The sequence below is a fragment of the Rhodopseudomonas palustris genome (assembly GCF_013415845.1).
Lineage (GTDB): Bacteria > Pseudomonadota > Alphaproteobacteria > Rhizobiales > Xanthobacteraceae > Rhodopseudomonas > Rhodopseudomonas palustris_F.
Window position 1 is genome coordinate 1,195,043 of the sequence record NZ_CP058907.1, and the last position, 23,953, is coordinate 1,218,995.

Annotated in this window: 24 protein-coding genes; 23 read left to right on the forward strand and 1 reads right to left on the reverse strand. The window is 64.4% G+C overall.

What is annotated here, in order from left to right; genetic code table 11:
• From ybgC to HZF03_RS05610, 7 genes are all read left to right on the forward strand, one after another.
• Positions 1 to 465: a tol-pal system-associated acyl-CoA thioesterase gene (gene ybgC, locus HZF03_RS05580; RefSeq protein WP_011156667.1), complete on the forward strand. Its 465-nt coding sequence runs from the start codon at positions 1 to 3 to the stop codon at positions 463 to 465.
• A gap of 98 nt (positions 466 to 563) precedes the next feature.
• The gene (locus HZF03_RS05585) at positions 564 to 1,874 is read left to right on the forward strand and encodes an NAD(P)/FAD-dependent oxidoreductase (protein WP_011156668.1); all 1,311 of its coding nucleotides are present in this window, start codon (positions 564 to 566) and stop codon (positions 1,872 to 1,874) included.
• Between the two features lie 145 nt (positions 1,875 to 2,019).
• Positions 2,020 to 3,234, forward strand: a complete 1,215-nt coding sequence (locus tag HZF03_RS05590; RefSeq protein WP_119020160.1) for an OpgC domain-containing protein — start codon at positions 2,020 to 2,022, stop codon at positions 3,232 to 3,234.
• Between the two features lie 57 nt (positions 3,235 to 3,291).
• Positions 3,292 to 3,759 (forward strand): nuclear transport factor 2 family protein, encoded by a 468-nt coding sequence (locus tag HZF03_RS05595; RefSeq protein ID WP_119020161.1) that lies wholly within the window; start codon positions 3,292 to 3,294, stop codon positions 3,757 to 3,759.
• Positions 3,760 to 3,775: 16 nt separating this feature from the next.
• Entirely contained in the window at positions 3,776 to 4,324 is a 549-nt protein-coding gene (locus tag HZF03_RS05600) for a TetR/AcrR family transcriptional regulator (protein WP_119020162.1), read from the forward strand.
• A 149-nt stretch (positions 4,325 to 4,473) separates the two neighbouring features.
• Positions 4,474 to 4,845, forward strand: coding sequence for a YciI family protein (locus HZF03_RS05605; protein ID WP_119020163.1), 372 nt, complete (start codon positions 4,474 to 4,476; stop codon positions 4,843 to 4,845).
• Positions 4,842 to 6,110: an RNA polymerase sigma factor gene (locus tag HZF03_RS05610; RefSeq protein WP_119020164.1), complete on the forward strand. Its 1,269-nt coding sequence runs from the start codon at positions 4,842 to 4,844 to the stop codon at positions 6,108 to 6,110. Before HZF03_RS05605 ends, HZF03_RS05610 begins: the two co-directional genes overlap by 4 nt.
• A gap of 20 nt (positions 6,111 to 6,130) precedes the next feature.
• On the opposite strand, the gene HZF03_RS05615 is transcribed toward HZF03_RS05610, so the two are convergent.
• Positions 6,131 to 6,919 carry an SDR family NAD(P)-dependent oxidoreductase gene (locus tag HZF03_RS05615; RefSeq protein WP_011156674.1) on the reverse strand — a complete coding sequence of 263 codons (789 nt, stop codon included), beginning with the start codon at positions 6,917 to 6,919 and terminating at the stop codon, positions 6,131 to 6,133.
• A 241-nt stretch (positions 6,920 to 7,160) separates the two neighbouring features.
• Here HZF03_RS05615 and HZF03_RS05620 point away from each other — a divergent pair, with 241 nt between their 5' ends.
• The 16 genes from HZF03_RS05620 (at position 7,161) to ftsH (ending at position 23,884) form a co-directional block, all read left to right on the forward strand.
• Entirely contained in the window at positions 7,161 to 7,337 is a 177-nt protein-coding gene (locus HZF03_RS05620; protein WP_119020165.1) for a DUF2934 domain-containing protein, read from the forward strand.
• A gap of 504 nt (positions 7,338 to 7,841) precedes the next feature.
• Entirely contained in the window at positions 7,842 to 8,258 is a 417-nt protein-coding gene (locus HZF03_RS05625; protein ID WP_012494833.1) for a YciI family protein, read from the forward strand.
• Between the two features lie 137 nt (positions 8,259 to 8,395).
• Entirely contained in the window at positions 8,396 to 9,100 is a 705-nt protein-coding gene (locus tag HZF03_RS05630) for a TetR/AcrR family transcriptional regulator (RefSeq protein WP_119020166.1), read from the forward strand.
• Between the two features lie 142 nt (positions 9,101 to 9,242).
• Complete coding sequence (locus tag HZF03_RS05635; protein WP_119020194.1) at positions 9,243 to 9,710, forward strand: DUF2852 domain-containing protein; 468 nt, start codon at positions 9,243 to 9,245, stop codon at positions 9,708 to 9,710.
• Between the two features lie 150 nt (positions 9,711 to 9,860).
• Positions 9,861 to 10,328 (forward strand): carboxymuconolactone decarboxylase family protein, encoded by a 468-nt coding sequence (locus HZF03_RS05640; protein ID WP_119020167.1) that lies wholly within the window; start codon positions 9,861 to 9,863, stop codon positions 10,326 to 10,328.
• Positions 10,312 to 11,217, forward strand: coding sequence for a sigma-70 family RNA polymerase sigma factor (locus tag HZF03_RS05645; RefSeq protein ID WP_119020168.1), 906 nt, complete (start codon positions 10,312 to 10,314; stop codon positions 11,215 to 11,217). The genes HZF03_RS05640 and HZF03_RS05645 overlap by 17 nt, the downstream gene beginning before the upstream one ends.
• 306 nt (positions 11,218 to 11,523) lie before the next feature.
• Positions 11,524 to 12,234, forward strand: coding sequence for a protein TolQ (gene tolQ, locus HZF03_RS05650; protein WP_011156681.1), 711 nt, complete (start codon positions 11,524 to 11,526; stop codon positions 12,232 to 12,234).
• 34 nt (positions 12,235 to 12,268) lie between these two features.
• Positions 12,269 to 12,739: a biopolymer transporter ExbD gene (locus HZF03_RS05655; RefSeq protein ID WP_011156682.1), complete on the forward strand. Its 471-nt coding sequence runs from the start codon at positions 12,269 to 12,271 to the stop codon at positions 12,737 to 12,739.
• 48 nt (positions 12,740 to 12,787) lie between these two features.
• Positions 12,788 to 13,771: a protein TolA gene (locus HZF03_RS05660; RefSeq protein WP_119020169.1), complete on the forward strand. Its 984-nt coding sequence runs from the start codon at positions 12,788 to 12,790 to the stop codon at positions 13,769 to 13,771.
• 72 nt (positions 13,772 to 13,843) lie between these two features.
• A complete protein-coding gene (gene tolB, locus HZF03_RS05665) occupies positions 13,844 to 15,178 on the forward strand; it encodes a Tol-Pal system beta propeller repeat protein TolB (RefSeq protein WP_011156684.1) in 1,335 nt (444 codons plus the stop codon).
• Positions 15,179 to 15,348: 170 nt separating this feature from the next.
• Positions 15,349 to 17,679 (forward strand): putative bifunctional diguanylate cyclase/phosphodiesterase, encoded by a 2,331-nt coding sequence (locus HZF03_RS05670; RefSeq protein ID WP_011156685.1) that lies wholly within the window; start codon positions 15,349 to 15,351, stop codon positions 17,677 to 17,679.
• 194 nt (positions 17,680 to 17,873) lie between these two features.
• Positions 17,874 to 18,623, forward strand: a complete 750-nt coding sequence (locus HZF03_RS05675) for an N-acyl amino acid synthase FeeM domain-containing protein (RefSeq protein ID WP_119020170.1) — start codon at positions 17,874 to 17,876, stop codon at positions 18,621 to 18,623.
• A gap of 327 nt (positions 18,624 to 18,950) precedes the next feature.
• On the forward strand, positions 18,951 to 19,448 hold the full coding sequence (gene pal / locus HZF03_RS05680) for a peptidoglycan-associated lipoprotein Pal (RefSeq protein WP_011156687.1): 498 nt from the start codon (positions 18,951 to 18,953) through the stop codon (positions 19,446 to 19,448).
• A 155-nt stretch (positions 19,449 to 19,603) separates the two neighbouring features.
• A complete protein-coding gene (ybgF, locus tag HZF03_RS05685) occupies positions 19,604 to 20,641 on the forward strand; it encodes a tol-pal system protein YbgF (RefSeq protein ID WP_119020171.1) in 1,038 nt (345 codons plus the stop codon).
• A 54-nt stretch (positions 20,642 to 20,695) separates the two neighbouring features.
• Positions 20,696 to 21,736 carry a tRNA lysidine(34) synthetase TilS gene (gene tilS, locus HZF03_RS05690; protein WP_119020172.1) on the forward strand — a complete coding sequence of 347 codons (1,041 nt, stop codon included), beginning with the start codon at positions 20,696 to 20,698 and terminating at the stop codon, positions 21,734 to 21,736.
• A gap of 231 nt (positions 21,737 to 21,967) precedes the next feature.
• Positions 21,968 to 23,884 (forward strand): ATP-dependent zinc metalloprotease FtsH, encoded by a 1,917-nt coding sequence (gene ftsH, locus HZF03_RS05695; protein WP_011156690.1) that lies wholly within the window; start codon positions 21,968 to 21,970, stop codon positions 23,882 to 23,884.
• Positions 23,885 to 23,953 lie beyond the last annotated feature (69 nt).

Here is a 23,953-nt window from a genome sequence, read left to right on the forward strand (position 1 = left end):
ATGGCTGACGCTCGCTTGCATCATCTTTCCCTCGACGGCGCCATCATCGATGGCGCTCACCACATGCACGTCCGGGTCTATTACGAGGACACCGACTTCTCCGGCATCGTCTATCACGCCAACTACCTGCGCTTCATGGAACGGGGGCGGACCAATTATCTGCGGCTGCTTGGGGCGGCGCAGAGCGAGTTGTTCGCGGAAGCCGAAAGCGAAACCCCGGGCTTTGCCTTCGTGGTGCGGTCGATGCAGCTCGACTTCCTCAAGTCGGCAAAGATGGACGACCTGCTCGAGGTGATCACCCGGCCGGTCGAAGTCCGCGGCGCTTCGATCACCATGCAGCAGCAGATCAAGCGGGGCGATCTCGTGCTGATGGAGGCCAAGGTCAAGGTCGCGTTCGTCTCCGGCGGCCGCGCTAGGCCTATTCCGATACCGCTCCGGGTGGCCATGAAGGCGGACGTGGCCTGACCCCGCCGGGCGGCCGTTGCCTGTTTCCCGAGCTAGGGTGCTCCGGAATTTGATGTTACAGGGGGCGAGCCGGAAGCTCGAACCCCTCGGACATCTTGATGAGTGATAAGCCCCATAGGATTGTTATCGTCGGCGGCGGCGCCGGTGGCCTGGAACTCGCCACGGCGCTCGGCAACAAGTACGGTAAGTCGGACGCCGTCCGCGTCACCCTGGTCGACCGCAGCCGCACTCACATCTGGAAGCCGCTATTGCATGCGATTGCCGCCGGCTCGCTGCGCCGCTCCCAGCACGAGCTGAACTATCTGGCCCAGGCGCATTGGCACGGCTTCCATTATCGCCTCGGCGAGATGAATGGTCTCGACCGCGCCCGCAAGGTGATCAAGCTGGCCCCGGTGATCGACGACGAAGGCCGCGAAATCAATCCGGAAAGCGAGCTTGCTTACGACACGCTGGTGATCGCGATCGGAAGCGTTACCAATGATTTCGGCACCCCGGGGGCGCGCGATCACGCGGTGCCGTTGGAGACGCCAGAGCAGGCGTCGCGCTTCAACAAGCGCATGGTCAATGCCTGTCTGCGCGCTCAGCATCAGCACGCCCCGATCGAGCCGGGGCAGCTGCATGTTGCGATCATCGGCGCCGGCGCCACCGGCACCGAACTCGCCGCCGAGCTGCATCACACCGCGCGCGAGATCATCGCCTACGGTCTCGACAAGATCGATCCTGAGCATGACCTCAAGATCGTGCTGATCGAAGCCGCGCCGCGCATTCTGCCGGCGCTGCCGCCGCGTATTTCGGATGCGACGCTCAAGCTGCTGCTCGATCTCGGCGTCGAGGTGCGCACCGGCGCCCGCGTGGCGGAAGTGCTCGACCATGCGGTCCGTCTAGCCGACGGCGAAGTGATCCCGTCGGAGCTGGTGGTGTGGGCGGCCGGCGTGCGCGCTCCGGATTTTCTCGAAGGGATCGACGGCCTGGACACCAACCGCATCAACCAGCTGGTGGTGCGGCCGACGCTGCAGACCACCCGCGACGATAATGTGTTCGGGATGGGCGACTGCGCTGCCTGCGCAATTCCCGGCTACGAGAACGGCGTGCCGCCGCGGGCGCAGGCCGCTCACCAGGAAGCCGAATTCATGCTGGAGCAGATCGAGAAGCGGCTGAAGGGCGAGCCGCTCGGCGAATTCCGCTATCGCGATCTCGGCTCGCTGGTGTCGCTCGGCAAGTATTCCGCAGTCGGCAATCTGATGGGATCGCTGGTCGGTAAGAGCTTTCTGATCGAAGGCTATTTCGCTCGCTTCATGTATCGCTCGCTCTACAAGATGCACGAAGCGGCGCTGTACGGCCGCGGCCGCACCCTGCTCAGCGTGCTGTCTGGCTCCACACGACCCACCCCCACGGTGAAGTTGCACTAGCCTTCCGAGCTGCCTCGGGTCGCCCCGGTGTCTCCCGGACAGCCTGTGCGACCGCCGTAGGTTAGATTGGCGGCGTAACGGCTGATTCGGGCGCACAGGGAGGTCGCACGTGACGGGAGGAGTTCAGTCTCGCGAGGTGCCGCTGATGGGGCAGGGCGAGCGCGATTTGCGGCTCGATTTCCTGCGCGGCGTCGGCCAGTGGATGATCTTTGTTGATCACATCCCGTACAATTTCCTCAACTGGTTCACGCTGCGCAACTACGGCTTCTGCGACGCCGCTGAATTCTTCGTTTACATCTCCGGCTATTCGATCGGGTTCGCTTACGGACCGGCGGTGCGTGCCGGCGAGATGGTCGCGGCGACCAAGCGACTGTGGACCCGCGCGGCGCAGCTCTATGTCGCGCACATCTTCCTGTTCCTGTTCTTCACCGCGCAGATCTCCCGTGCGGCGCGTCGGTTCGACAATCCGATGTACAAGGACGAGTTCAACGTCGCGCAATTCCTCGAAAATCCTGACGTGATGATCCAGCAGGCGCTGCTGCTGAAGTACAAGCCGGTCAATCTCGACGTGCTGCCGCTGTACATCGTTCTTGTGGTTGCCGCGCCGCTGATCCTGTGGGGCCTGCTGCGAAGGCCGACTCTGACGCTGGTGTGCTCCGGCCTGCTGTACCTCGTCTCTCGCCACTTCGGCTGGAATCTGCCGTCTTTCCCCGACGGACATTGGTATTTCAACCCGTTCGCCTGGCAGTTTCTGTTTGTGTTCGGCATCTGGTGCGGCTTCGGCAATGGCCCGCAAATTCGGCCCTGGGTGAAGTCGCTGCCCAATCAGATCCTGAGCTGGACGATCGTGCTGGTCGCGCTGGTGATCGCGTTGTCGTGGAATTTCGAAGCGCTCTACGGCCTGGTGCCGGAGTCGATCGGCAAGATCCTGTATCCGATCGACAAGACAAGCCTGGCGCCGGTGCGTCTGATCCACTTCCTCGCACTGCTTGCGATCGTCGTGAAGCTACTGCCGCCGGATCTGCCGGCGCTACGCTCCGAGCATCTGCGCCCGATCATCCTGTGCGGCCAGCGCTCGCTGCCGGTGTTCTGCTTCGGTGTGATCCTCGCCTTCACGGCGCATTGGATCCTGGTGCAGGTGTCGGGCAGCATCGCGATGCAGATCCTGGTCAGCGTCGGCGGCATCGGCCTGATGACCGGCGTGGCTTGGCTCGCGACCTGGTACCGGACGCTGCCGACGCTGGTGACGGTGCCTGCGACGGTGCCGGTCGATCACGGCGACGAGGTGCCGGCGGAAGCCGAGAAGGCGTCGATCGCTGAGCCCTCCGCTCCGGAGCGGGGGCCGACCGAGCGCGCTTGACTCGCTGTACCGATCAGTACAGTCTCGCTGCGTTGAGTTCGCAGTGGAGAAGCCGTCATGTCTCGTCCCCCGTTGCCGCCGTTCACCCGCGAGACCGCAACCCAGAAGGTGCGGATGGCCGAAGATGCCTGGAACTCGCGTGACCCGGCGCGGGTGTCCCTGGCCTACACGCCCGACAGCCGCTGGCGGAATCGCGCCGAGTTTCTGCAAGGCCGCGACGCCATTGTCGAATTCCTGACCCGTAAATGGGCGAGGGAACACGATTATCGGCTGATCAAGGACCTCTGGGCGTTCGACGGTCGGTTCATCGCGGTGCGGTTTCAGTACGAGTGGCACGATGAAGCCGGGCTTTGGTATCGCTCCTATGGCAACGAGCAGTGGGAATTCGACGACGACGGACTGATGCGGCGGCGGGAGGCCTCCATCAACGACGTCGCGATCAGCGAGGGCGACCGCCGCTTCCACTGGTCGGCACCCGGTCCGCGTCCCGACGATGTGCCGGGGCTCGCCGCAGAGCCGTTCTGACCGTGCCGGGAGAGAGATGAAGGACCGAGCCTCCCTGCTGCCGCTGCTTGGCGAAGTATTTCGGACCCACGGCTACGAAGGGGCGTCGCTGGCGCTGATCACCGAGGCGACTGGGCTCGGCAAGGGGAGCCTGTATCACTTCTTCCCCGGCGGTAAGAAGCAGATGGCCGAAGAGGTGCTGGCCGAGATCGACGGCTGGTTCGAGGCCCACATCTTCGCGCCGCTGCGCGATCCGTCCGATCCTCCTGCCGCCATCGCGGCGATGCTCTCGGGCGTGGACGAATATTTCCGCTCGGGTCGTCGCGTCTGCTTGGTCGGGGTGATCGCGCTCGGCCGTGCGCGCGATGAATTCGCCGCGCCGGTGAACGACTATTTCGCTCGCTGGCAGGACGCGCTGGCGGCGGCGCTACGCCGCTGCGGAGTGTCGGCCGCCGCGGCCCGGCGCCGTGCCGAGGATGCCGTGCTGTCGATCCAGGGCGCCCTGGTGCTGGCGCGCGCGCGCGACGATGCCGCCGTGTTCACACGCGCATTGTCCGAATTGAAAGGGCGACTGCTGGCTGCGTAGCGTGCCTCAGAGTGTACCCGTGGGTTCCAGGCCCTCGGTCATCCGCTTCGTTGACGACCTCGTTCCTGGCTTGGACAGGCAAACATTGTTCGGCATGCTGTCGGCCAAGGACGACGATGATCGTCTTACAGCCGAGGGAGACGCACGCCATGCTCTACGCCATCCTTTGCTATCACGATGAGGGCTTTGTCGGCTCCTGGAGCCGCGAAGAAGACGCCGCCGTGATGGAGAAGCTGAAGGTGGTGCACGGCAAGCTCGCCGAGGCGGGCCGTCTTGGGCCGGTGGCGCGGCTGCTGCCGACCACCGCGGCGACGACCCTGCGCAAGGATTCCGAGCCGCCCGTCGTGATCGACGGTCCGTTTGCTGAAACCAAGGAGCAACTGCTCGGCTTCTATGTCGTCGAGTGTGATGGTCTCGACTGTGCGCTCGAGGTGGCGCGCGATCTCGGCCGCGCCAATCCCGGCGGGGCTTACGAGATCCGCCCGATCGGGCTGTTCATGCCGGGGACGGCGCAGCCATGACCGACCTCGCCTGGATCGAAACCGCGATCACCGCGGCGCGGCCCCAGGCGATCGGCGCGCTGCTGCGCTACTTCCGCGATCTCGACACCGCCGAGGAGGCGTTCCAGAACGCCTGCCTGCGGGCGCTGAATGCCTGGCCGCAGAATGGGCCGCCGCGTGACCCTACAGCATGGCTGATTATGGTCGGCCGCAATGTTGCGATCGACGATCTGCGGCGCGGCACGAAGCAACAGCCGCTTCCTGATGACGCGGTGATTTCCGATCTCGACGATGCCGAGGACGCGCTCGCCGAGCGGCTCGACGGCTCGCATTATCGCGACGACATCCTGCGGCTGCTCTTCATCTGCTGTCACCCCGAGCTGCCGCCGACCCAGCAGATCGCACTGGCGCTGCGCATCGTCTCGGGACTGACCGTGCCGCAGATCGCGCGGGCGTTCCTGGTGACCGATGCGGCGATGGAGCAGCGCATCACCCGCGCCAAGGCCAAGGTTGCGCGGGCCGGCGTACCGTTCGAGACCCCCGGCGCAGTCGAGCGCGCCGAGCGTCTCGGCGCGGTGGCGGCGATGATCTATCTCCTCTTCAACGAGGGCTATTCGGCCGCGGGCGAGACCGCCGGGGTCCGCGCGCCGCTGTGCGAGGAGGCGATCCGGCTGGCGCGCCTGTTGCTGCGGCTGTTTCCGTCCGAGCCGGAGATCATGGGGCTGACGGCGCTGATGCTGCTACAGCACGCCCGGGCGCCAGCGCGGTTCGATTCCGGCGGCACGATCGTGCTGCTGGAGGATCAGGACCGTAGCTTGTGGAACGGCACGATGATTGCCGAGGGGCTAGCGCTGATCGACAAGGCGATGCGTCACCGCTGCACCGGCGCGTATCAGATCCAGGCGGCGATCGGCGCGCTGCACGCACGCGCGCCGCGCTATGAGGACACGGATTGGGCGCAGATCGATCTGCTGTACGGCTCGCTCGAAATCCTGCAGCCGTCACCGGTGATCACGCTCAACCGCGCGGTGGCGGTGGCCAAGCTGCGCGGACCGGAAGCGGCGCTGGCGATGATCGCGCCATTCGAAGCCCGGCTCGGCAGTTACTTTCATTACTTCGGTGCCAAAGGCGCGCTACTGCTGCAGCAAGGACGCTGCGACGAAGCGCGCACCGCGTTCGACCGGGCGATCGCCCTTGCCCGCACTCCGGCCGAGGTCTCGCACATCCGGATGCATCTCGACCGGCTGATGCGGGAGGCCGACGCGGCCGGGCGTGCGAGCGCGTAGTCGTCGGACTGACCAGGCGGCTAACTATTTTTGCGTTCACCGCGCAGCGACGGCAGGCCGATGCCGGCGGCGTCGAAGCCGCCGTCCACCGCTAGAATTTGTCCGGTGATGTAGCTGGCGCGATCGCTGCACAGGAAGAAGATGGCCTCCGCCAGCTCCTCCTCGAGGCCGTAGCGTGCCATCGGAATCGCGTCGCGATAGTCGGACCGGATGTCCGCAGTGTGGACCTGCTTGGCCATTGCGGTGTCGACCGGACCGGGCGCAACGCCGTTGACGCGGATGCCGAGCGCGGCGAGTTCGACCGCGCACTGCTTGGTGAAGTGCGCCAGCCCGGCTTTGCTCGACCCGTAGGCGACGCGCAGGGTCGAGGCACGGAGCGACGAGATCGATGTGATGTTGACGATCGCGCCCCCGCCGGAGTCGCGCATCAGCGGCACCGCGGCCTGGGTCATCAGGAACGGACCGGTCAGGTTGACGTCCATCACCCGCTGCCATTCGTCCGGCGTCGTCTCCATCAGCGGCTTGAACACCGCAATGCCGGCGTTGTTGACGAGCGCATCGAGCCGTCCGAACCGCTCAGTGACCGCAGCGATGTCGCGGGCGACCGACCCGCGATCGGCGACGTCACAATGCAGCGCAATGGTGCGTTCGGGCAGGGCCAACGCCTGCATTGCGGCGCGCAGTCCGTCATCGTCGCGGTCGAGCAGCGCCACCGACCAGCCGTCGGCGAGAAAGCGCTTGGCCGCTGCGAGTCCGATGCCGCGAGCGGCTCCGGTTACCAGCGCGACATGGGGCGAGGATGCGGTCATGGCTGTTCCAGTCATTTCAGTGTCATCGAGCGGATGGGATTGTTCAGCGGATCGGCGCGCGCCAAGGCAGCGGCGGCTTGACGATACACATGCCAGCGTCCCGCCGTTGCTGTCCAGCGCCGCACTGTCACGGCAGCCCTGTTGGGAACAAGTCGACGACATCCGGTTTACATCGAACTGAAATACAACTTCACATCCCGGCGGGACGACGCCGCCGCATTTCAGAAATTGGGAGGTTTCAATGCAAGACGAACTCGAAGAACGCATTCGCCATCGTGCCCAAGAGCTGTGGCATGCTCAGGGGCAGCCCGAGGGACGCAGCGAGGAATTCTGGTTGCAGGCTGAAAACGAAGTCCGCGGCGAGAAGGAAACCTACGACCAACTGAAGTCGGATCCGAGCATCACGACCAACAGCTGACCGTCGCTTACGGAAGCGCCGCCTGCGTTCTTTGCGGCGGCGCTTCGTTCGTTGGCACTAACGATCTTCGATAGGTCAACGCACGTAGAATACGACGCCGGCGATGGTCAGCAGCGCGGCGGCGGCAAGTAGATGCGCGAGCGCGCGCGATGCGGCGAGTTTGGTAGTGTCGTTCATGCGGTTTTCTCCCCAGTCTGCAGAGCCGTTGCTGCGGCCCGCGGGCATCACGATCGGAGACGACCTGCATCGCGCAGGCACAGCCCGGCAAATATGCGCCGGACGTGATCGTTGATGAGATACGCTGAACACCCCGCGACGACCATTCGCACTTAGAGTCCCCACTCTGCGAATAGCGACATTGGTAAGCTGGTCACTCAATGCGGCGGCAATTTGTCGGCGGATTGGTGCGCTGACGTGCGCTGCACTGCAAATCTTTCGCAGCCGATGTCGGCGGGCGCGGTTACCGATCGTCTTCAAGCTGACAATCCAGCAGGGAGAGTGATGATGCGTTTCATGATGCTGATGATCCCGAAGGGATACGAGGCGGCGAAGCCCGGGGTGATACCGGAAGCCGATGCCGTCGCGGCGATGATGAAATACAACGAGGCGCTGCAGCAATCCGGTGTCCTGATTACTTGCGACGGCTTGCATCCGCCGTCGATGGGCGCGCGCGTCAGCTTCGACACCGGCAAGCCGGTGGTTACCGATGGACCGTTCGCCGAAGTCAAGGAAGTGCTCGGCGGCTATTGGATGATCGAGGTGGCCTCGCGCGAGGAGGCGATCGCCTGGGCGACGCGCTGCCCCGCCGGGCCGAACGAGATCATCGAAATCCGCCAGGTGCAGGAGATGGCCGACTTTCCGGCCGAGATGCAGAGCGAACTGGCCGGCTTCGAGGCCATGCAGGCGGCCGGACGGCGCTGACCAGCACTCCGCAGCCTGCGTCGGGGCGCTTGATCCTCCGCCATGGTCTGGGGTGTTCCGCCAGTGGGCGCCCTGACGCTGCCTGCCGGCAATTGGGTTCGTGACCTTTACATCGCCCTCATGTAAGACCCCTTCACATGAGCTGGCGCAAGGAACAGGGCCGCGCCGAGCGCGGCTACCATCACGGCAATCTCAAGGAAGCGCTGCTGCAGGCAGCGCTTGGGCTGATCGCGGAGAAGGGCCCCGGCGGCTTCACCTTCGCCGACGCCGCGCGGATGGCCGGCGTCAGCCCGGCTGCGCCGTATCGCCATTTCCGCGATCGCGACGAGCTGCTGTCCAACATCGCCCAGCGCGGCTTCGAACTGTTCGAACAGGTGCTGACGAAAGCCTGGGACGACGGCCGTCCCGACACCGTCACCGCGTTCATGCGGGTCGGGCGGGCCTATCTGGCGTTCGCCCGGAGCGAGCCGGCGTACTATTCGGCGATGTTCGAATCCGGTGTTCCAATCGACGTTAATCCGATGCTTCTGACCGCTTCGGAACGCGCCTTCAACGTGATCCGCGCCGCTGCCGAGCGTCTGGCGGCGTTGACACCGCCCGGCGTGACCCGGCCGCCGGCGCTTATGATGGCGTTGCACATCTGGTCGATGTCGCACGGCATAGCCTCGCTGTTCGGCCGCGGCGATGCCGCGCGGCGCAAACTGCCGATGGCGCCCGAGGAGCTGCTGGAGGCCAGCGTGTTGATCTACCTGCGGGGTCTCGGGTTCTCGACCGACTCTGCGTCGGCGGCCGAAAAGCCTGCAGAACCAAAGCGATCCGGCCCCTGGGGCCCGGCTGCTTGATCGCCCCGCTCACCGCAAGGTGAGCCCTGCGGCGAAAAATCCCCCAAACCTCGGACCGGTCTTTCTTGACAAACCAATAGAACCGCCCAAGTATGTAAATGTTATTTACATTCACAACGGCATCGAGCCGATGGAGAAGCAAATGGCCAACGCCGCTGACTACGAACGATGGGGTCCCGCCGGGGCGCGCTACCAGCCCGCGCTACGGTCGTCCTGGAGTCCGGGCTGGATCCTTCTGACGGTGGCCGGCTTCATCGTCTGGTGGCCGATTGGCCTTGCACTTCTCTTCTACACACTCTGGAGCAGAAACATGGGTTGCTGGGATCGCGATCGCTTCGCGGGCAAGATGGAGCGGATGCAGTGGAAGATGGAGCGGATGCGCAACCGCATGGATCGCGGCGGCTTCGGCTTCGGCCCGCCGACGAGCGGCAACCGCGCGTTCGATGAATATCGGATGGAGACGCTGCGCCGGCTCGAAGAAGAGCAGGTCCAGTTCAAGGAATTCCTCGACCGCCTGCGCCACGCCAAGGACAAGGAAGAGTTCGACGCGTTCATGGCGCAGCACCGGACCAAGCCGAATCCGTCGCCCGACAATTCGGCGCAGGGCTGATCAGCGCCCTGATCTGACCCTCCAGCGCCAACCCGCCGCCCGCCTGAGCCCCCAGGCGGGCGGCTTCTTTTTTGTCGCGCTTTTGCTCGCGGCAATGTCACATCGCGCGGCGCTGTCTCGTCCTATGCTCGTCAACCAAGGGAGACGACCATGATACCGCGCCTCAACCCCGCCGCTGCCGCGCCAGACGCCTACAAGGCGATGGTCGCGCTGGAAAAATACATCCAGGGCAGCGGCCTCGAGCCGAGCTTGATCGAACTGGTCAAGATGCGCGCCTCGCAGATCAACGGCTGCGCATTCTGTCTCGACATGCACAGCAAGGACGCCCGCGCCCGTGGCGAGAGCGAGCAGCGGCTGTATCTGCTTAATGCCTGGCGGGAATCGCCGCTCTACACCGATCGTGAGCGCGCCGCGCTCGGCTGGACCGAAGCGCTGACACTGGTCGCGCAAACCCAGGCGCCGGACCAGGACTACGCGGCCGTGAAGTCGCATTTCAGCGACGCCGAACAGGTCAATCTGACGTTGCTGATCGGGGCGATCAACACCTGGAACAGGATCGCGATCGGCTTCCGGCTGCTGCATCCGACCCCAGCCGTCGCGCATGCCAAGGCCTCCTGATCCAGCTATGTCCGACGATGCCGCAGCGAGCTTCGCGCCGCTGCGGCCGCGGCTGTTGCGCGTCGCCTATCGGATGCTGGGCTCGATCAGCGAAGCCGAAGACGTCGTGCAGGACGCTTACTTGCGCTGGCACCGCAGCGATCGTCGCGACGTTCGCGATCCGGCGGGCTTTCTCACGCGCACCGTCACGCGCCTGTGCCTCGACGTGCTGAAGTCCGCTCGGCAGCAGCGCGAGACCTATGTGGGGCCGTGGCTGCCGGAGCCGATCATTGCCCCGGAGCTTGAGCCTGATGGCGATGACATCACCCTCACTTTGATGCTGGCGCTCGAGCGGCTGTCGCCACTGGAGCGGGCCGCATTCTTGCTCCACGACGTGTTCGGTGTCGGCTTCGATGAGATCGGAACGACGCTCGGACGTGATGCGGCCGCCTGCCGCCAGCTTGCGGCGCGAGCCCGGGCGCATGTCCGTGCTGAGCGGCCGCGCTTTCCGGTCTCGGCAGAGCAGGGGCAGGCGATCGCCGCGGCGTTCTTCCAGGCTTCGCGGAGCGGCGATCTCGCCGCGCTGACGTCGCTGCTCGCGAACGAGGTCGTCTTTGTCAGCGATGGCGGTGGCAAACGGCCGGCAGCGATCAACCCGGTGCATGGCAGCGATCGGGTGACACGCCTGCTTGTCGGCATCGCGCGTAAGGCGCCGCCGGGGGCGAGTTCGCTGCTTGCGGTTCAGCTGATTGACGGCCTGCCGGGCTTCGTCTCGCGCGAGCCGGACGGGCTGATCCAGACCACAGCGCTCGAAATGACGGATGGTCGGATCGTCGCGATCTATGTGGTCCGGAACCCTGACAAGCTTCGGCATCTGATCCCCGTGCAGCCCTCCGCCGGTCTGCACTGAGCGCATCCGGCCGTCCCACTACGGCCCGCCGGCAGCCGTCCGGCTCCCGATCACTGGTATTTTCCCTGTTATAGTAACCCCTTATTAACCCTGATGAGGGTTTGGTGAGGAACGTCAAAATGCGGCATCAGCCCTTGTTTTGACACGTTGACAGGGGATTGAGGGGCCGGCTTCGGACAGGCCATCCCCTGCGACAACTGAAGGCTCCCACGGTGGCGCTTGGGCCAGATCGCGGCGCGTGGCCGCGGGGAGCCGGAGCCTTTGGCGGAATCGGCCGATGCCGAAACGTGTGAGAGGATTGCGACGATGAACCCGGCCGACGTGACACAGCTTGCTCCGGCGGTCTCCACGGACGTGTCGCTGCTGTCGTTGTTCTGGCACGCCCACTGGGTCGTGAAGTCGATCATGCTCGGGCTGCTCGGCTGCTCGGTCTGGGTCTGGGCCATCGCGATCGACAAACTGCTGCTATTCTCCCGCACCAAGCGCGCAATGGATCGCTTCGAACAGGCGTTCTGGTCCGGCGAGTCGATCGACGAGCTGTACCGCGCACTGTCGGCGAAGCCGACGCATTCGATGGCCGCGTGTTTCGTCGCCGCGATGCGCGAGTGGAAGCGCTCGTTCGAAAGCCATTCGCGCTCGTTCGCCGGCCTGCAGATGCGGATCGAGAAGGTGATGAACGTCTCGATCGCCCGCGAGGTCGAACGGCTGGAGCGCCGCCTGCTGGTGCTGGCGACCGTCGGCTCGGCCGGCCCGTTCGTCGGTCTGTTCGGCACGGTCTGGGGCATCATGTCGAGCTTCCAGTCGATTGCCGCGTCGAAGAACACTTCGCTGGCTGTGGTCGCGCCCGGTATCGCCGAGGCGCTGTTCGCCACCGCGATCGGCCTGATCGCCGCAATTCCGGCGACAATTTTCTACAATAAGTTCACGTCGGAAGTGAACCGGCAGACGCAGCGGCTGGAAGGCTTCGCCGACGAGTTCTCGGCGATCCTGTCGCGGCAGATCGACGAGCGCACGTGAACGGAGGCCAGGTGAGCACAGCGGGCATTCGATCATGGGAATGAACGTAGCCACTGGCGGCGGAGGCGGCCGGCGTCGCGGCGGGCGACGCCCGGTGATGGCGGAGATCAACGTCACCCCGATGGTCGACGTGATGCTGGTGCTGCTGATCATCTTCATGGTCGCGGCGCCGCTACTCACCACCTCGATCGATATCGATCTGCCGGTCGCCCGTGGCGGCAATCAGATCCAGTCGAACTCGCCGCCGCTGACCCTGTCGGTCAAGCGCACCGGCGGCACCTGTAACTCGCAGGTCGAGCTGTATCTCGGTGATAGCCCGATCGCGGCATCCGAGCTTGAAGCCAAGATGAAGGCGATCCGCGAGACCCGGTCGGAGACCGACAACGTGGTGTATCTCCGGGGCGACAAGGACGTCTGCTATACGGACATGATGAAGCTGCTTGGCAACATCCGGACCGCGGGCTTCAAGGCCAACATCGTCATCGTTCCCGAACAGGGGAGTTGAGCCGGCACCGCCGGCGTCGGCCGCGAAGGTGGAGCAGGAATTCTGAAGGTGAAGATCGACAAGACATGGGCTGCGTCGGTGGCGTTGCACGCTCTCGTGCTCGGCTGGGCCATGCTGTCTTTCACCTCGAAGGCGTTCGAACTTGAGCCGCAGGATTCGGTCGCGGTCGACACCATCTCCGAAGATCAGCTCGCCAAGGTGATGGCCGGTATGCGCACCGGCAAGAAGGATAACCCCAAGCCGCTGGTCGAGAAGGTCGCCGAGGCCAAGCCGGTCGACGACACGGTCGGCAAGATCAGCGAGAAGGCGCCGGTGGTCACCGACACCTCGCCGCCGCCCCAGCCCAAGCCGAAGCCGGAAGAGAAGCCGGTGGAGAAGAAGCCTGATCCGCCCAAGCCGGTGGTGAAGGAAGAGCCGAAGAAGGAAGAGCCCAAGAAGGCGGAGAAGAAGCCGGAGCCGGCGAAGGAAGAGGCCAAGGAAGCGGAGAAGAAGCCGGAGCCGAAGGTCGATCCGATCGCTGAGGCGCTGAAGAAGGAAGAGAAGAAAAAGCCGCCGCCGAAGCCGACCGAAACCGCCGCCAAGCCGCCGGAGCAGACCAAGCCGAAGCCTGAGCGGGTGTTCGACCAGTCGAAGATCGCGGCGCTGCTCGACAAGCGCGACCCGACCCGCAATGCCGTGGCCGGTGACGTGTTGAACTCGAACGCGGCGCTCGGGTTGTCGAAGGGCAAGTCCGCGGACAATTCGGCGACCTGGGGCGCGATGTTCCAGTCGCAGGTCGAGCGCTGCTGGAAGAAGCCGTATGGCGGCATCGAAGCGCAGCGTGCCGAGGCTTCCTTCGTGATCCGCCTGAAGCGCGACGGGACTCTCGAAACTCTGCCGCAGCCGGAAGGCCATCCGGCGACGCCGTATCTGCGCGTGTATCAGGAGAGTGCGCTGCGGGCGATCATCGAATGCCAGCCGTATAATCTGCCGGCACAGTTCTTCGACGAATGGAAGTTCTTCGCGCCCGTGTTCACCGATCGACGTCCGTAATGCGAACCTCCGCTCACCATTGCTCGCGCCGCCCGGCGCGGATCACCTGACCGACCCGATGGATTGCCCGCCATGTCGTTTGACCTCAATCGCCGCCAATTGATGATCTCCGCCGCGACGGCCGCTGGCGCGCTCGCGCTCGGCCCCGCCCGCGATGCCTTCGGTCAAGCCCGGGTGCAGATCACCGAAGGCAACGTCGCCCCGCTGCCGATCGCGATTCCGAACTTCGTCGCCGGCACGCCGTCGGACGCTGAAGTGGGCACCGGCGTGTCGCAGGTGATCACCAACAATTTGAAGCGCTCGGGACTGTTCGCGCCGATCGATCAGGCCGCGTATCTGGAAAAGATCACCAACATCGACGTGCCGCCGCAGTTCAAGAGCTGGGCGAGCATCAACGCGCAGGCGCTGGTGACCGGGCGGATGACCCGGCAGGGCGACGGCCGCCTCAAGGCCGAATTCCGGCTGTGGGACGTTGCCACCGGCCAGCAGCTTGCCGGCCAGCAGTATTTCACCTCGCCGGAATATTGGCGGCGCATCGCCCACATCATCTCGGACCAGATCTATGAGCGTCTGACCGGCGAGAAGGGTTACTTCGACAGCCGCGTGGTGTTCATCGACGAGAGCGGCCCGGCTGACCGGCGCGTCAAGCGGCTGGCGCTGATGGATCAGGATGGCGCCAACGTGCGCTATCTCACGCGCGGCAGCGATCTGGTGCTGACGCCGCGGTTTTCGCCGACCAACCAGGAAATCACCTACATGGAGTTCGGCCAGGGTGAGCCGCGGGTGTATCTGTTCAACGTCGAGACCGGCCAGCGCGAGATCGTCGGCAATTTCCCCGGCATGTCGTTCGCGCCGCGGTTCTCGCCGGATGGCCAGCGCATCATCATGAGCTTGCAGCAGGGCGGCAACTCCAACCTGTTCGTGATGGATTTGCGCTCCAAGGCGACGACGCGGCTGACCGACACGCCGGCGATCGACACTTCGCCCTCCTACGCCCCCGACGGCAGCCGGATCTGCTTCGAAAGCGATCGCGGCGGTAAGCCGCAGATCTACATCATGCCGGCGAGTGGCGGTCAGGCACAGCGGATTTCATTCGGCGACGGCAGCTATTCGACCCCGGTGTGGTCGCCGCGCGGCGACTACATCGCCTTCACCAAGCAGGGCGGCGGCCAGTTCGCGATCGGCATCATGAAGCCGGACGGTTCTGGCGAACGCATCCTGACGTCCGGGTTCCACAATGAGGGCCCGACCTTCGCGCCCAACGGCCGGGTGTTGATGTTCTTCCGCGATCCGGGCGGAAACGCCGGCCCATCGCTGTTCACGGTCGACGTTTCGGGCCGCAACGAACTGCGGGTTCCGACCCCCGGTTACGCGTCAGACCCGGCCTGGTCGCCGCTGCTGTCCTGACCACTGAGCGTTGAACTCACCGTAAGTTCCGAGCAGAGATTTACGGTGAGTTCCGCACGTGTCGTCGGTGCCGTTTCGGTGGACATCGCAATGATCCGCTAAGCATGTTCACTCAGAAAGACTTCATCAGCAGGGGTTACAACGGGTCCGAAAGGACACGCTTGCGCTTGATGCAGCTTGCCAGCCAGAAACGGAACTCCGAGCAAACGTCGCCTGCGATTCGCGCGGGCTTGGTCGACTCGTTGTTCATGAATCCGGCGCCGATGATTGTCGGAGCGTTCGGGCCTGCGATAGCCGGCGCGGTCATAGGGCTGGTCACTGGAAGCATCCTGAACTGGCTGTGCGTTCCGTTGTTCGTCCTCATCGGCTTCGCGCGGGCCGTGCAGATGCGTCGCTATCAGCAGCGCAACGCTCCGCTGACGGTGGAGGAGGCCGACGTCTGGGAGCGTCGCTATCGCTTGGGAGCGATCGCTCACGGTATCTCGCTCGGAGCCTGGTCGCTGGTGGTCTTGCTCGGTACCGACGACTCGGCCGCGCATATGCTGTGCGTCGCGACTGTGGTGGCATATACTTCGGCGGGTGTTGGACGGACCTTTGGCCGCCCCCAGATCTTCCATCTGCAGGTGCTGCTGAGCTGTGGTCCACTGATCTTCGCGATGGTGAGGGTCGGCGGGGTCTATTATCTCACGCTGGCGTTGCTCAGTGCGGTGTTCTTTATCTCGATCCGTCATCTGACATCGAGCCTGCAGCGAATCTATCTCAACGCCTGGATCGGCCGGGAGCGCGAGGCTGCACTGGCCAACCAGTTCGACACCGCGCTGAATAACATGCCGCACGGGTTGTGCATGTTCCGCGCCGACGGCCGCCTCGCTGTGATGAACCATCGCTTTGCCGAGATGATGCGGCTCCGGGACGAACTGGTCAAAGGCTCGCCCACCGCGACCGAAATCGTATCCGCGTGCGTAGCGATCGGCGCGATTTCAGCAGCGAGTGGCCGCCTGATCCTGTCGGAGATAGAGAGCGCGCTCGCGGGCGAGATCGTTACGGTCGGCGATGAGACGATTCCCCGGTCCTTGTGCTGGACCTTCCAGCCGATGGCGGACGGCGGCGCCGTGGTGCTGATCGAAGATATCACCGAGCGTCGCAACGCCGAAGCGCGGATCGTTCATCTTGCGCGTTACGACGAGCTCACGGCGCTGCCGAACCGGGTCAGCTTCCGGGACGAAATTGAGCGCATTCTTGAGGCCGAGCACGGCAGGGGCAAGACCCGGCTTTCGGCGCTGTTGTTCATCGACCTCGACCAGTTCAAGCAGATCAACGACACGCTCGGCCATCCATGCGGCGATCGGCTGCTGTGCTCCGTTGCCGAACGGCTGCGTGACATGCTGCGGCCGGACGATTATGTGGCGCGATTCGGTGGCGATGAATTCGTCGTATTCCAGCAGAACATCGCCTCGAACGAAGATGCTGCGGCGCTGGCTCGCCGAATCGTCGATCGGTTGAGCGACCGCTATCTGATCGATCATCACGTTGTTGAGATCGGTGCCTCGATCGGCATTGCGATGACGTCGCCGGGCACCAAGGCCGACATCCTTCTCAAGAATGCCGATATGGCGCTGTATCGCGCCAAGGCCGACGGCCGCGGCAATTATTGCTTCTTCCGCGAGGAAATGGCGCAAACCGTCGAGGCCCGCCGCATCCTCGAGCTCGATCTGCGCAAGGCGCTCGCCAACGAAGAATTTGAGCTGTACTACCAGCCACTGGTGAATCTCAAATCCGGCAAGATCACCACCTGCGAAGCGCTGCTCCGCTGGAATCACCCGGTGCGCGGGACGGTATCACCGGTCGATATTATTCCGGTCGCCGAGGACATGGGGCTGATCGTCGACCTCGGTCGCTGGATCCTGCGTAAGGCCTGCATGGAATGCATGCTGTGGCCGGAGCCGGTAAGTGTCGCGATCAACTTCTCTCCGCAGCAGTTCCATCAGCGTGACGTGCTGACAGAAGTGCGTTACGCGCTTGAAGTTTCCGGCCTGCCTGCCAGCCGGCTGGAGATCGAAATCACCGAGTCTTCGTTGCTGCGGAATACGCAGTGGACGCACGACGCTTTGCAGCAGCTTCACGCCGAAGGCGTTCGAATCTCGCTCGACGATTTCGGCACTGGCTATTCGTCACTCAGCTATCTGCACAGCTTCCCTTTGCAGAAGGTGAAGATCGACCGCTCGTTCCTCGAGGGGATCGACAGCGACCGGCCGCTGACTCTGTTGCGCGGCGTCGCTCGTCTCAGCAGCGATCTTGGCATGTCGGTGGTCGTGGAAGGCATCGAAACCAACGAGCAGCTCGAATTGATCAGCGCCGACGGCACCGTCACCGAGGCGCAGGGCTATCTGTTCAGCCGTCCGGTCCCCGCCCAGCGCATTCGGCAATTGCTGAACGCGTCGCAGGGGGTGCGCCAAAAAGACGGCAAAGTGCTTTCTTTGCCGACTCGATCGATCGCCTAAGTCCCCTTTTCGGGGCCCGATCTCAGGTAAAATTTCCTCGAACTTCTCCATTGTCGCTGGATATTCACTAAAGTGGAATTATAAGAATTAACCCTAATAGTTCTAATGCTTTGCCGGTCCGTTAAGGATTCGTTAACATTTTCGTACGGTCGGTAGCCTGTGTTGTGTCGGGACATGTGGGTGGGGTGAGAGCGATGGGAGTCGTACGACCAGCTGAACAGCAAAGCCGGATCGCCGCCCGCAGGGTCGCGTTGCTTGAGAAGGTGGACTATCGACTCGCTGAAACTCCGGCAGAACGCGAGGCGATCTACCGGTTGCGATATCGCGCCTATCTCAAAGAAGGGGCGATCGACGCCAACAGCAGCGGCATCGTTACTGACCGGTACGATGATCTTCCGAATTCATGGATCTTCGGCGTGTTCTATGAGGGGGAGCTCAGCAGCTCACTGAGGATCACAGTTGCATCTCCGGATCATCATGACTGCCCATCGATGGACGTTTTTCCGGATTTTCTTCAACCCTGGCTTGCTGAGGGCAAAGTTATCGTGGACCCCACGAGGTTCGTGGCCGATCCGACAAGCGCCAACCGGCTGCCCGAACTGCCATATCTGACTCTGCGTCTGGCCTATGTCTCGTGTGAGTACTTTAACGCGGACATCGGCCTTGCCTCGGTGAGGACCGAGCATCAGGCATTTTATCGCCGGGTGATGATGCGTTCGATCTGTGAATCGCGGCCGTATCCAGGATTGAAAAAGCCCATCGGGCTCATGGAGATCGACTTCCCCGCGATGCACGACAAGCTGTTCGCCCGTTATCCGTTCTTGCGCTCCAGTGAATCCGAGCGGCGCAGCTTGTTCGAACCGGCGACAGGTGTTCCAAATCTGACTTTGGCCGAGGCTCCAAATCTCGTGCCGATCGCTCCCATCGGTCGCACGTGTCTTTGACCGCACTCGGTTCTTGCGACGATTAGATCGAGCTGGCTTTCAGATCGATCGCCGGCATCGACCGGCGGTCGCCAATTATTGGAAGCTTTGGCCTTTCTCCGGCGCTCACAGCTCTCCACGCTTCCAACGCTTATCCGGGAATGGAACGCCACGGCTTCACTCTGGCGCCACATTTGCTCCTCATTAACCATCACGTTTGCTTTTGGCCGACCGGGGGCAATTGATCGAGTTCGGCAACACCTCGTCAAGGTTGACGGAACGTTCGCTTAACCATCGCCCTGTAGACCGAAAACACAGTCGGAATATCGCGAGCGTGGAGGCTCCGGAATGACCAATCACAAGCGAATCCTCCAGGGATTGAAGGTGGCCGCGGTGCTCGCGGTGGCCCTGTCGATGGGGGCTTGCGCGAACAAGAATGGGCTCGGTGGTGCCGATGGCGCGATGGCTGGTGCGGCCACCCCGGGCAGCCAGCAGGATTTCGTCGTCAACGTCGGTGACCGCGTGTTCTTCGAGAGCGATCAGTCGGATCTGTCGCCGCAGGCGGCCGCGACCCTCGACAAGCAGGTGCAGTGGCTGCAGACTTACAGCCGCTACACCTTCACCATCGAAGGCCACGCCGACGAGCGCGGCACCCGCGAGTACAACATCGCGCTCGGCGCGCGTCGTGCGCAGTCGGTCCGCAACTATCTGGTGTCGCGTGGTATCGACGCGCAGCGGATGCGGACCATCTCCTACGGCAAGGAACGCCCGGTCGCGGTCTGCAACGACATCTCGTGCTGGTCGCAGAACCGCCGCGCCGTCACGGTGCTGAACGCCGGCGCCTGATCGCCGGCCTCAATCGAAGTCGCAAAACGGCGCCGCGGGGCGCCGTTTTTGTTTTCGGTGGCGGCTTTGGCCGTCGCCTCAGTCACATTTTTGGCGTAGTACGGCGATCAATCCAGCGCCACTTGTTTGGCCGCCCTCGAACTCGTCGGACTGTCATGTCATCTGGTTTTGCCGTCTCCGCGCGCAGCCTCGCTTTGATGGCGACGCTCGCTTTCGCCGCTCCCGCGCTGGCCCAGCAATATGGCGGCGAGGTCGATCCCGAGATCCGTATCCAGCAGCTCGAGGACCGGCTGCGGACGCTGACCGGCCAGAATGAAGAGCTGCAGTACCGCAACCGTCGGCTCGAAGAGCAGGTTCGGCAGTTGCAGAGCGGCGCCGGTGCGCCGGGTGCTCAGCAGCCCGCCCCTAATCAGGCGGCGACGCCGCCGGCCGCTCCGCAGCAGCCTTATAGCCAGCCCGCGCAGCAACCGGCTTACGGCCAGCAGCAGCCGGGTTACGGTCAGCCGCAGGCCCCGATGGTTCAGCCGCAACCGGCCGTGCCGCAGGGCGGCGGCCGCCGTGGCGACGCGTTCGATCCGTCGCGCGATCCCAACGCGCCCGGTGTGCCGCGCGCGCTTGGCGGCGGCCAGCTGCCGATGGAGCAGAGCGGTGGCATGCCGGCCGGCCGCGCCGCCGGCGCTCCGATGGATCTGTCGAACGGCAATGGCGGTTACGTCCAGGGCGGCTATCCGCAAGGCGGCGCTCCGTCCGCCGCTAAGCAACCGCCCGCCGCCGCAGCCGGTGGCGCCTTGACGACGCAGCCGCCGTCGCAGACGCCGCGTGACGAATTCGATCTCGGCATTGGCTACATGCAGCGCCGCGACTACGCACTGGCCGAAGAAACCATGCGCAACTTCGCGCAGAAGTACCCCGACAATCCGCTGACTGCGGATGCGCAGTATTGGCTCGGCGAGAGCTTTTTCCAGCGCCAAATGTATCGCGACGCCGCCGAGGCATTTCTGGCTGTGACCAGCAAGCATGAGAAGTCCGGCAAGGCGCCGGATGCGCTGCTGCGGCTCGGCCAGTCGCTGTCGGCACTGAAGGAAAAGGAAGCGGCGTGCGCCGCGCTCGGCGAGATCGGCCGCAAATATCCGCAGGCGTCGTCGAGCGTGAAGAAGGCGGTCGACCGCGAGCAGAAGAAACTCAAGTGCTGAACCCAGCAGGCCTCGGCGGATAGCGGGGCCTGACAACCGGCAGGCAGACGGCCGATGTCCGGAACCGATCACGAGGCAGTATCTGCAACCGAGGCGCGGCGGCTGTTCGCCGACTGGAAGGCGGCGCCGGCGATCGTGCTGGCGGTCTCCGGCGGGCCCGACTCGCTGGCGCTGATGTGGCTCGCCGCCCGCTGGTGGAGGTCGTTGAAGCGAGGCCCGGCGTTGGCGGTCGTCACCGTCGATCACGGCCTCCGTCCTGAGGCAGCCGCCGAGGCGCGCGCGGTGAAGCGATTGGCGGCCTCGCTCGACCTTCCGCATCGGACGCTGCGCTGGAGTGGCGACAAGCCCAGCACGGGGATCCAGGCGGCGGCTCGCGGGGCACGTTATCGGTTGCTGGCGAAGGCCGCCAAAACGCTCGGTGCCTCGCATGTGATGACCGCGCACACCCGCGACGATCAGGCGGAGACCGTCCTGATGCGCCTGTCGCGTGGCAGTGGAATCGCCGGCCTTGCCGCGATGGCGCGGGAAATTGAGCGGGACGGGGTGGTGCTGGCACGGCCGCTGCTCGATGTTCCCAAGGCCCGGCTGATCGCCACGCTGGCCAAAGCTCGAATCGATTTCGCGACCGACCCGAGCAACGCCGATCCGCGCTTCACCCGCCCACGGCTGCGCGAGCTGATGCCGCAGCTTGCGGCCGAAGGCTGCGATGCCCGTTCGCTGGTTCGGTTGGCGGTCCGTGCGGCACGTGCCGATGCAGCGCTGGAACTGATGACCGACGGCGCTGAGCAGTTCTTGGCCTCGCTCGATGCCGGCTCGGAGCGCCCGGGCGTCGATGCACGCGCGTTCCTAGGGCTGGCTGCAGAAATTCAGATTCGTTTGTTGCTGCGAACCCTGTCCCGTCACGGCCACGAAGGGCCGCCGGAACTCGGCAAGGTCGAAGCGCTCGCGGAAGCGCTAAGCCAGGCGGCGGCGAGGAGCCCGCAAGCGGCAGCGAAGATTCGCCTCAAGCAGACCCTGGCGGGTGCCGTGATTTCTCTCACCGGTGACCGCCTGGTGATTGCCCCAGCCCCGCCGCGGCGTGGTCGGGTCCGCTGATGGTCTCTCCACGTACGTTTAACCACCTCCCTGGAGAGGGCCTTTGATCGCCACGATTTGAGCGAGAAACCGGTTAGAATGCGCCAAATAGTCCTGTGTGCTTCTCTTGGCAGGGGCTCGGCTCACACCTAGATTAGGCGAACCGGCTCTCGGGAAGCTCCCGCAGTGCCATTCGTTTCGGCGCCGCAGGGCCCACCTGGTCGCGATCCGCGCGACCCATAAGGAAGACCGATGAACGCCAATCTGCGCAATTTCGCCCTCTGGGTCATCATCGTGCTGCTGCTGTTGGCGCTGTTCACGCTCTTCCAGAATCCGGGCCAGCGCACCGCGTCGCAGGAAATTCCGTTCTCGCAGCTCCTCAGCGAGATCGACCAGAACCATGTTCGGGACGTGGTGATCCAGGGCCAGGAAATCCGCGGCACCTTCACCAACGGCTCGACCTTCCAGACCTACGCGCCGAACGATCCGTCGCTCGTGACCCGCCTGTACAACGGCAAGGTGTCGATCACCGCCAAGCCGCCGGGCGACAACGTGCCGTGGTTCGTGTCGCTGCTCGTGTCGTGGCTGCCGTTCATCGCGCTGATCGGCGTGTGGATCTTCCTGTCGCGGCAGATGCAGGGTGGCGCCGGCAAGGCGATGGGCTTCGGCAAGTCGCGCGCCAAGATGCTGACCGAAGCGCACGGCCGCGTGACGTTTGAAGACGTCGCCGGCGTCGACGAAGCCAAGCAGGACCTGCAGGAGATCGTCGAATTTCTGCGCGACCCGGGCAAATTCCAGCGTCTCGGCGGCCGCATTCCGCGCGGCGTGCTGCTGGTCGGCCCTCCCGGCACCGGTAAGACCCTGATCGCGCGCGCGGTCGCGGGCGAAGCCAACGTGCCGTTCTTCACCATCTCGGGTTCGGACTTCGTCGAAATGTTCGTCGGCGTCGGCGCCAGCCGCGTCCGCGACATGTTCGAGCAGGCCAAGAAGAACGCGCCGTGCATCATCTTCATCGACGAAATCGATGCGGTCGGTCGTCATCGCGGCGCCGGTCTCGGCGGCGGCAATGACGAACGCGAGCAGACCCTCAACCAGTTGCTGGTCGAGATGGACGGCTTCGAGGCCAATGAGGGCGTGATCCTGATCGCGGCCACCAACCGGCCCGACGTGCTCGATCCCGCGCTGCTGCGTCCCGGCCGCTTCGACCGTCAGGTCGTGGTGCCGAATCCGGACGTCGTCGGCCGCGAGCAGATCCTCAAGGTGCACGTTCGCAAGGTGCCGCTGGCGCCCGATATCAACCTGAAGAACATCGCGCGCGGCACTCCGGGCTTCTCGGGCGCCGACCTGATGAACCTCGTCAACGAAGCGGCGCTGATGGCGGCCCGGCGCAACAAGCGCATGGTCACTCAGTCCGAGTTCGAAGACGCCAAGGACAAGGTGATGATGGGCGCCGAGCGCAAGTCGCTGGTGATGACGGAAGAGGAGAAGCTCCTCACCGCGTATCACGAAGGCGGCCACGCCATCGTCGGCCTCAACGTCCCGGCCACCGACCCGATCCACAAGGCGACCATCATTCCGCGCGGTCGTGCGCTCGGCATGGTGATGCAGCTCCCCGAGCGCGACAAGCTGTCGATGTCGCTCGAGCAGATGACCTCGCGTCTCGCCATCATGATGGGCGGCCGCGTCGCCGAAGAGATGGTGTTCGGCCGCGAGAAGGTGACTTCAGGTGCCGCATCGGACATCGAACAGGCGACCAAGCTGGCGCGGATGATGGTGACCCGCTGGGGCCTGTCGGAAGAGCTCGGCACCGTCGCTTACGGTGAGAACCAGGACGAAGTGTTCCTCGGCATGTCGGTGTCGCGCACCCAGAACGCGTCCGAGGCGACGATCCAGAAGATCGACGCCGAGATCAAGCGGCTGGTCGAAGAGGGCTACAACGAGGCCAAGCGCATCCTCACCGAGCGTCGCGCCGACCTCGAGGCACTCGCCAAGGGCCTGCTCGAATACGAGACCCTGACCGGTGACGAGATCACAGACCTGATCAACGGCAAGAAGCCGAACCGCGAATCGGTGCTGGAGCCGTCGGGCCCCCGCACCTCGGCGGTGCCGCCGGCCGGCAAGCCGCGGCCGCGGCCCGATCCGGGCCTGGAGCCGCAGCCCCAGGCGTAAGCCGACCGGCCAAGCTGACTTCGAAAAACGCGGCGGCAACGCCGCGTTTTTTGTTGCGTGTCGCCCGCT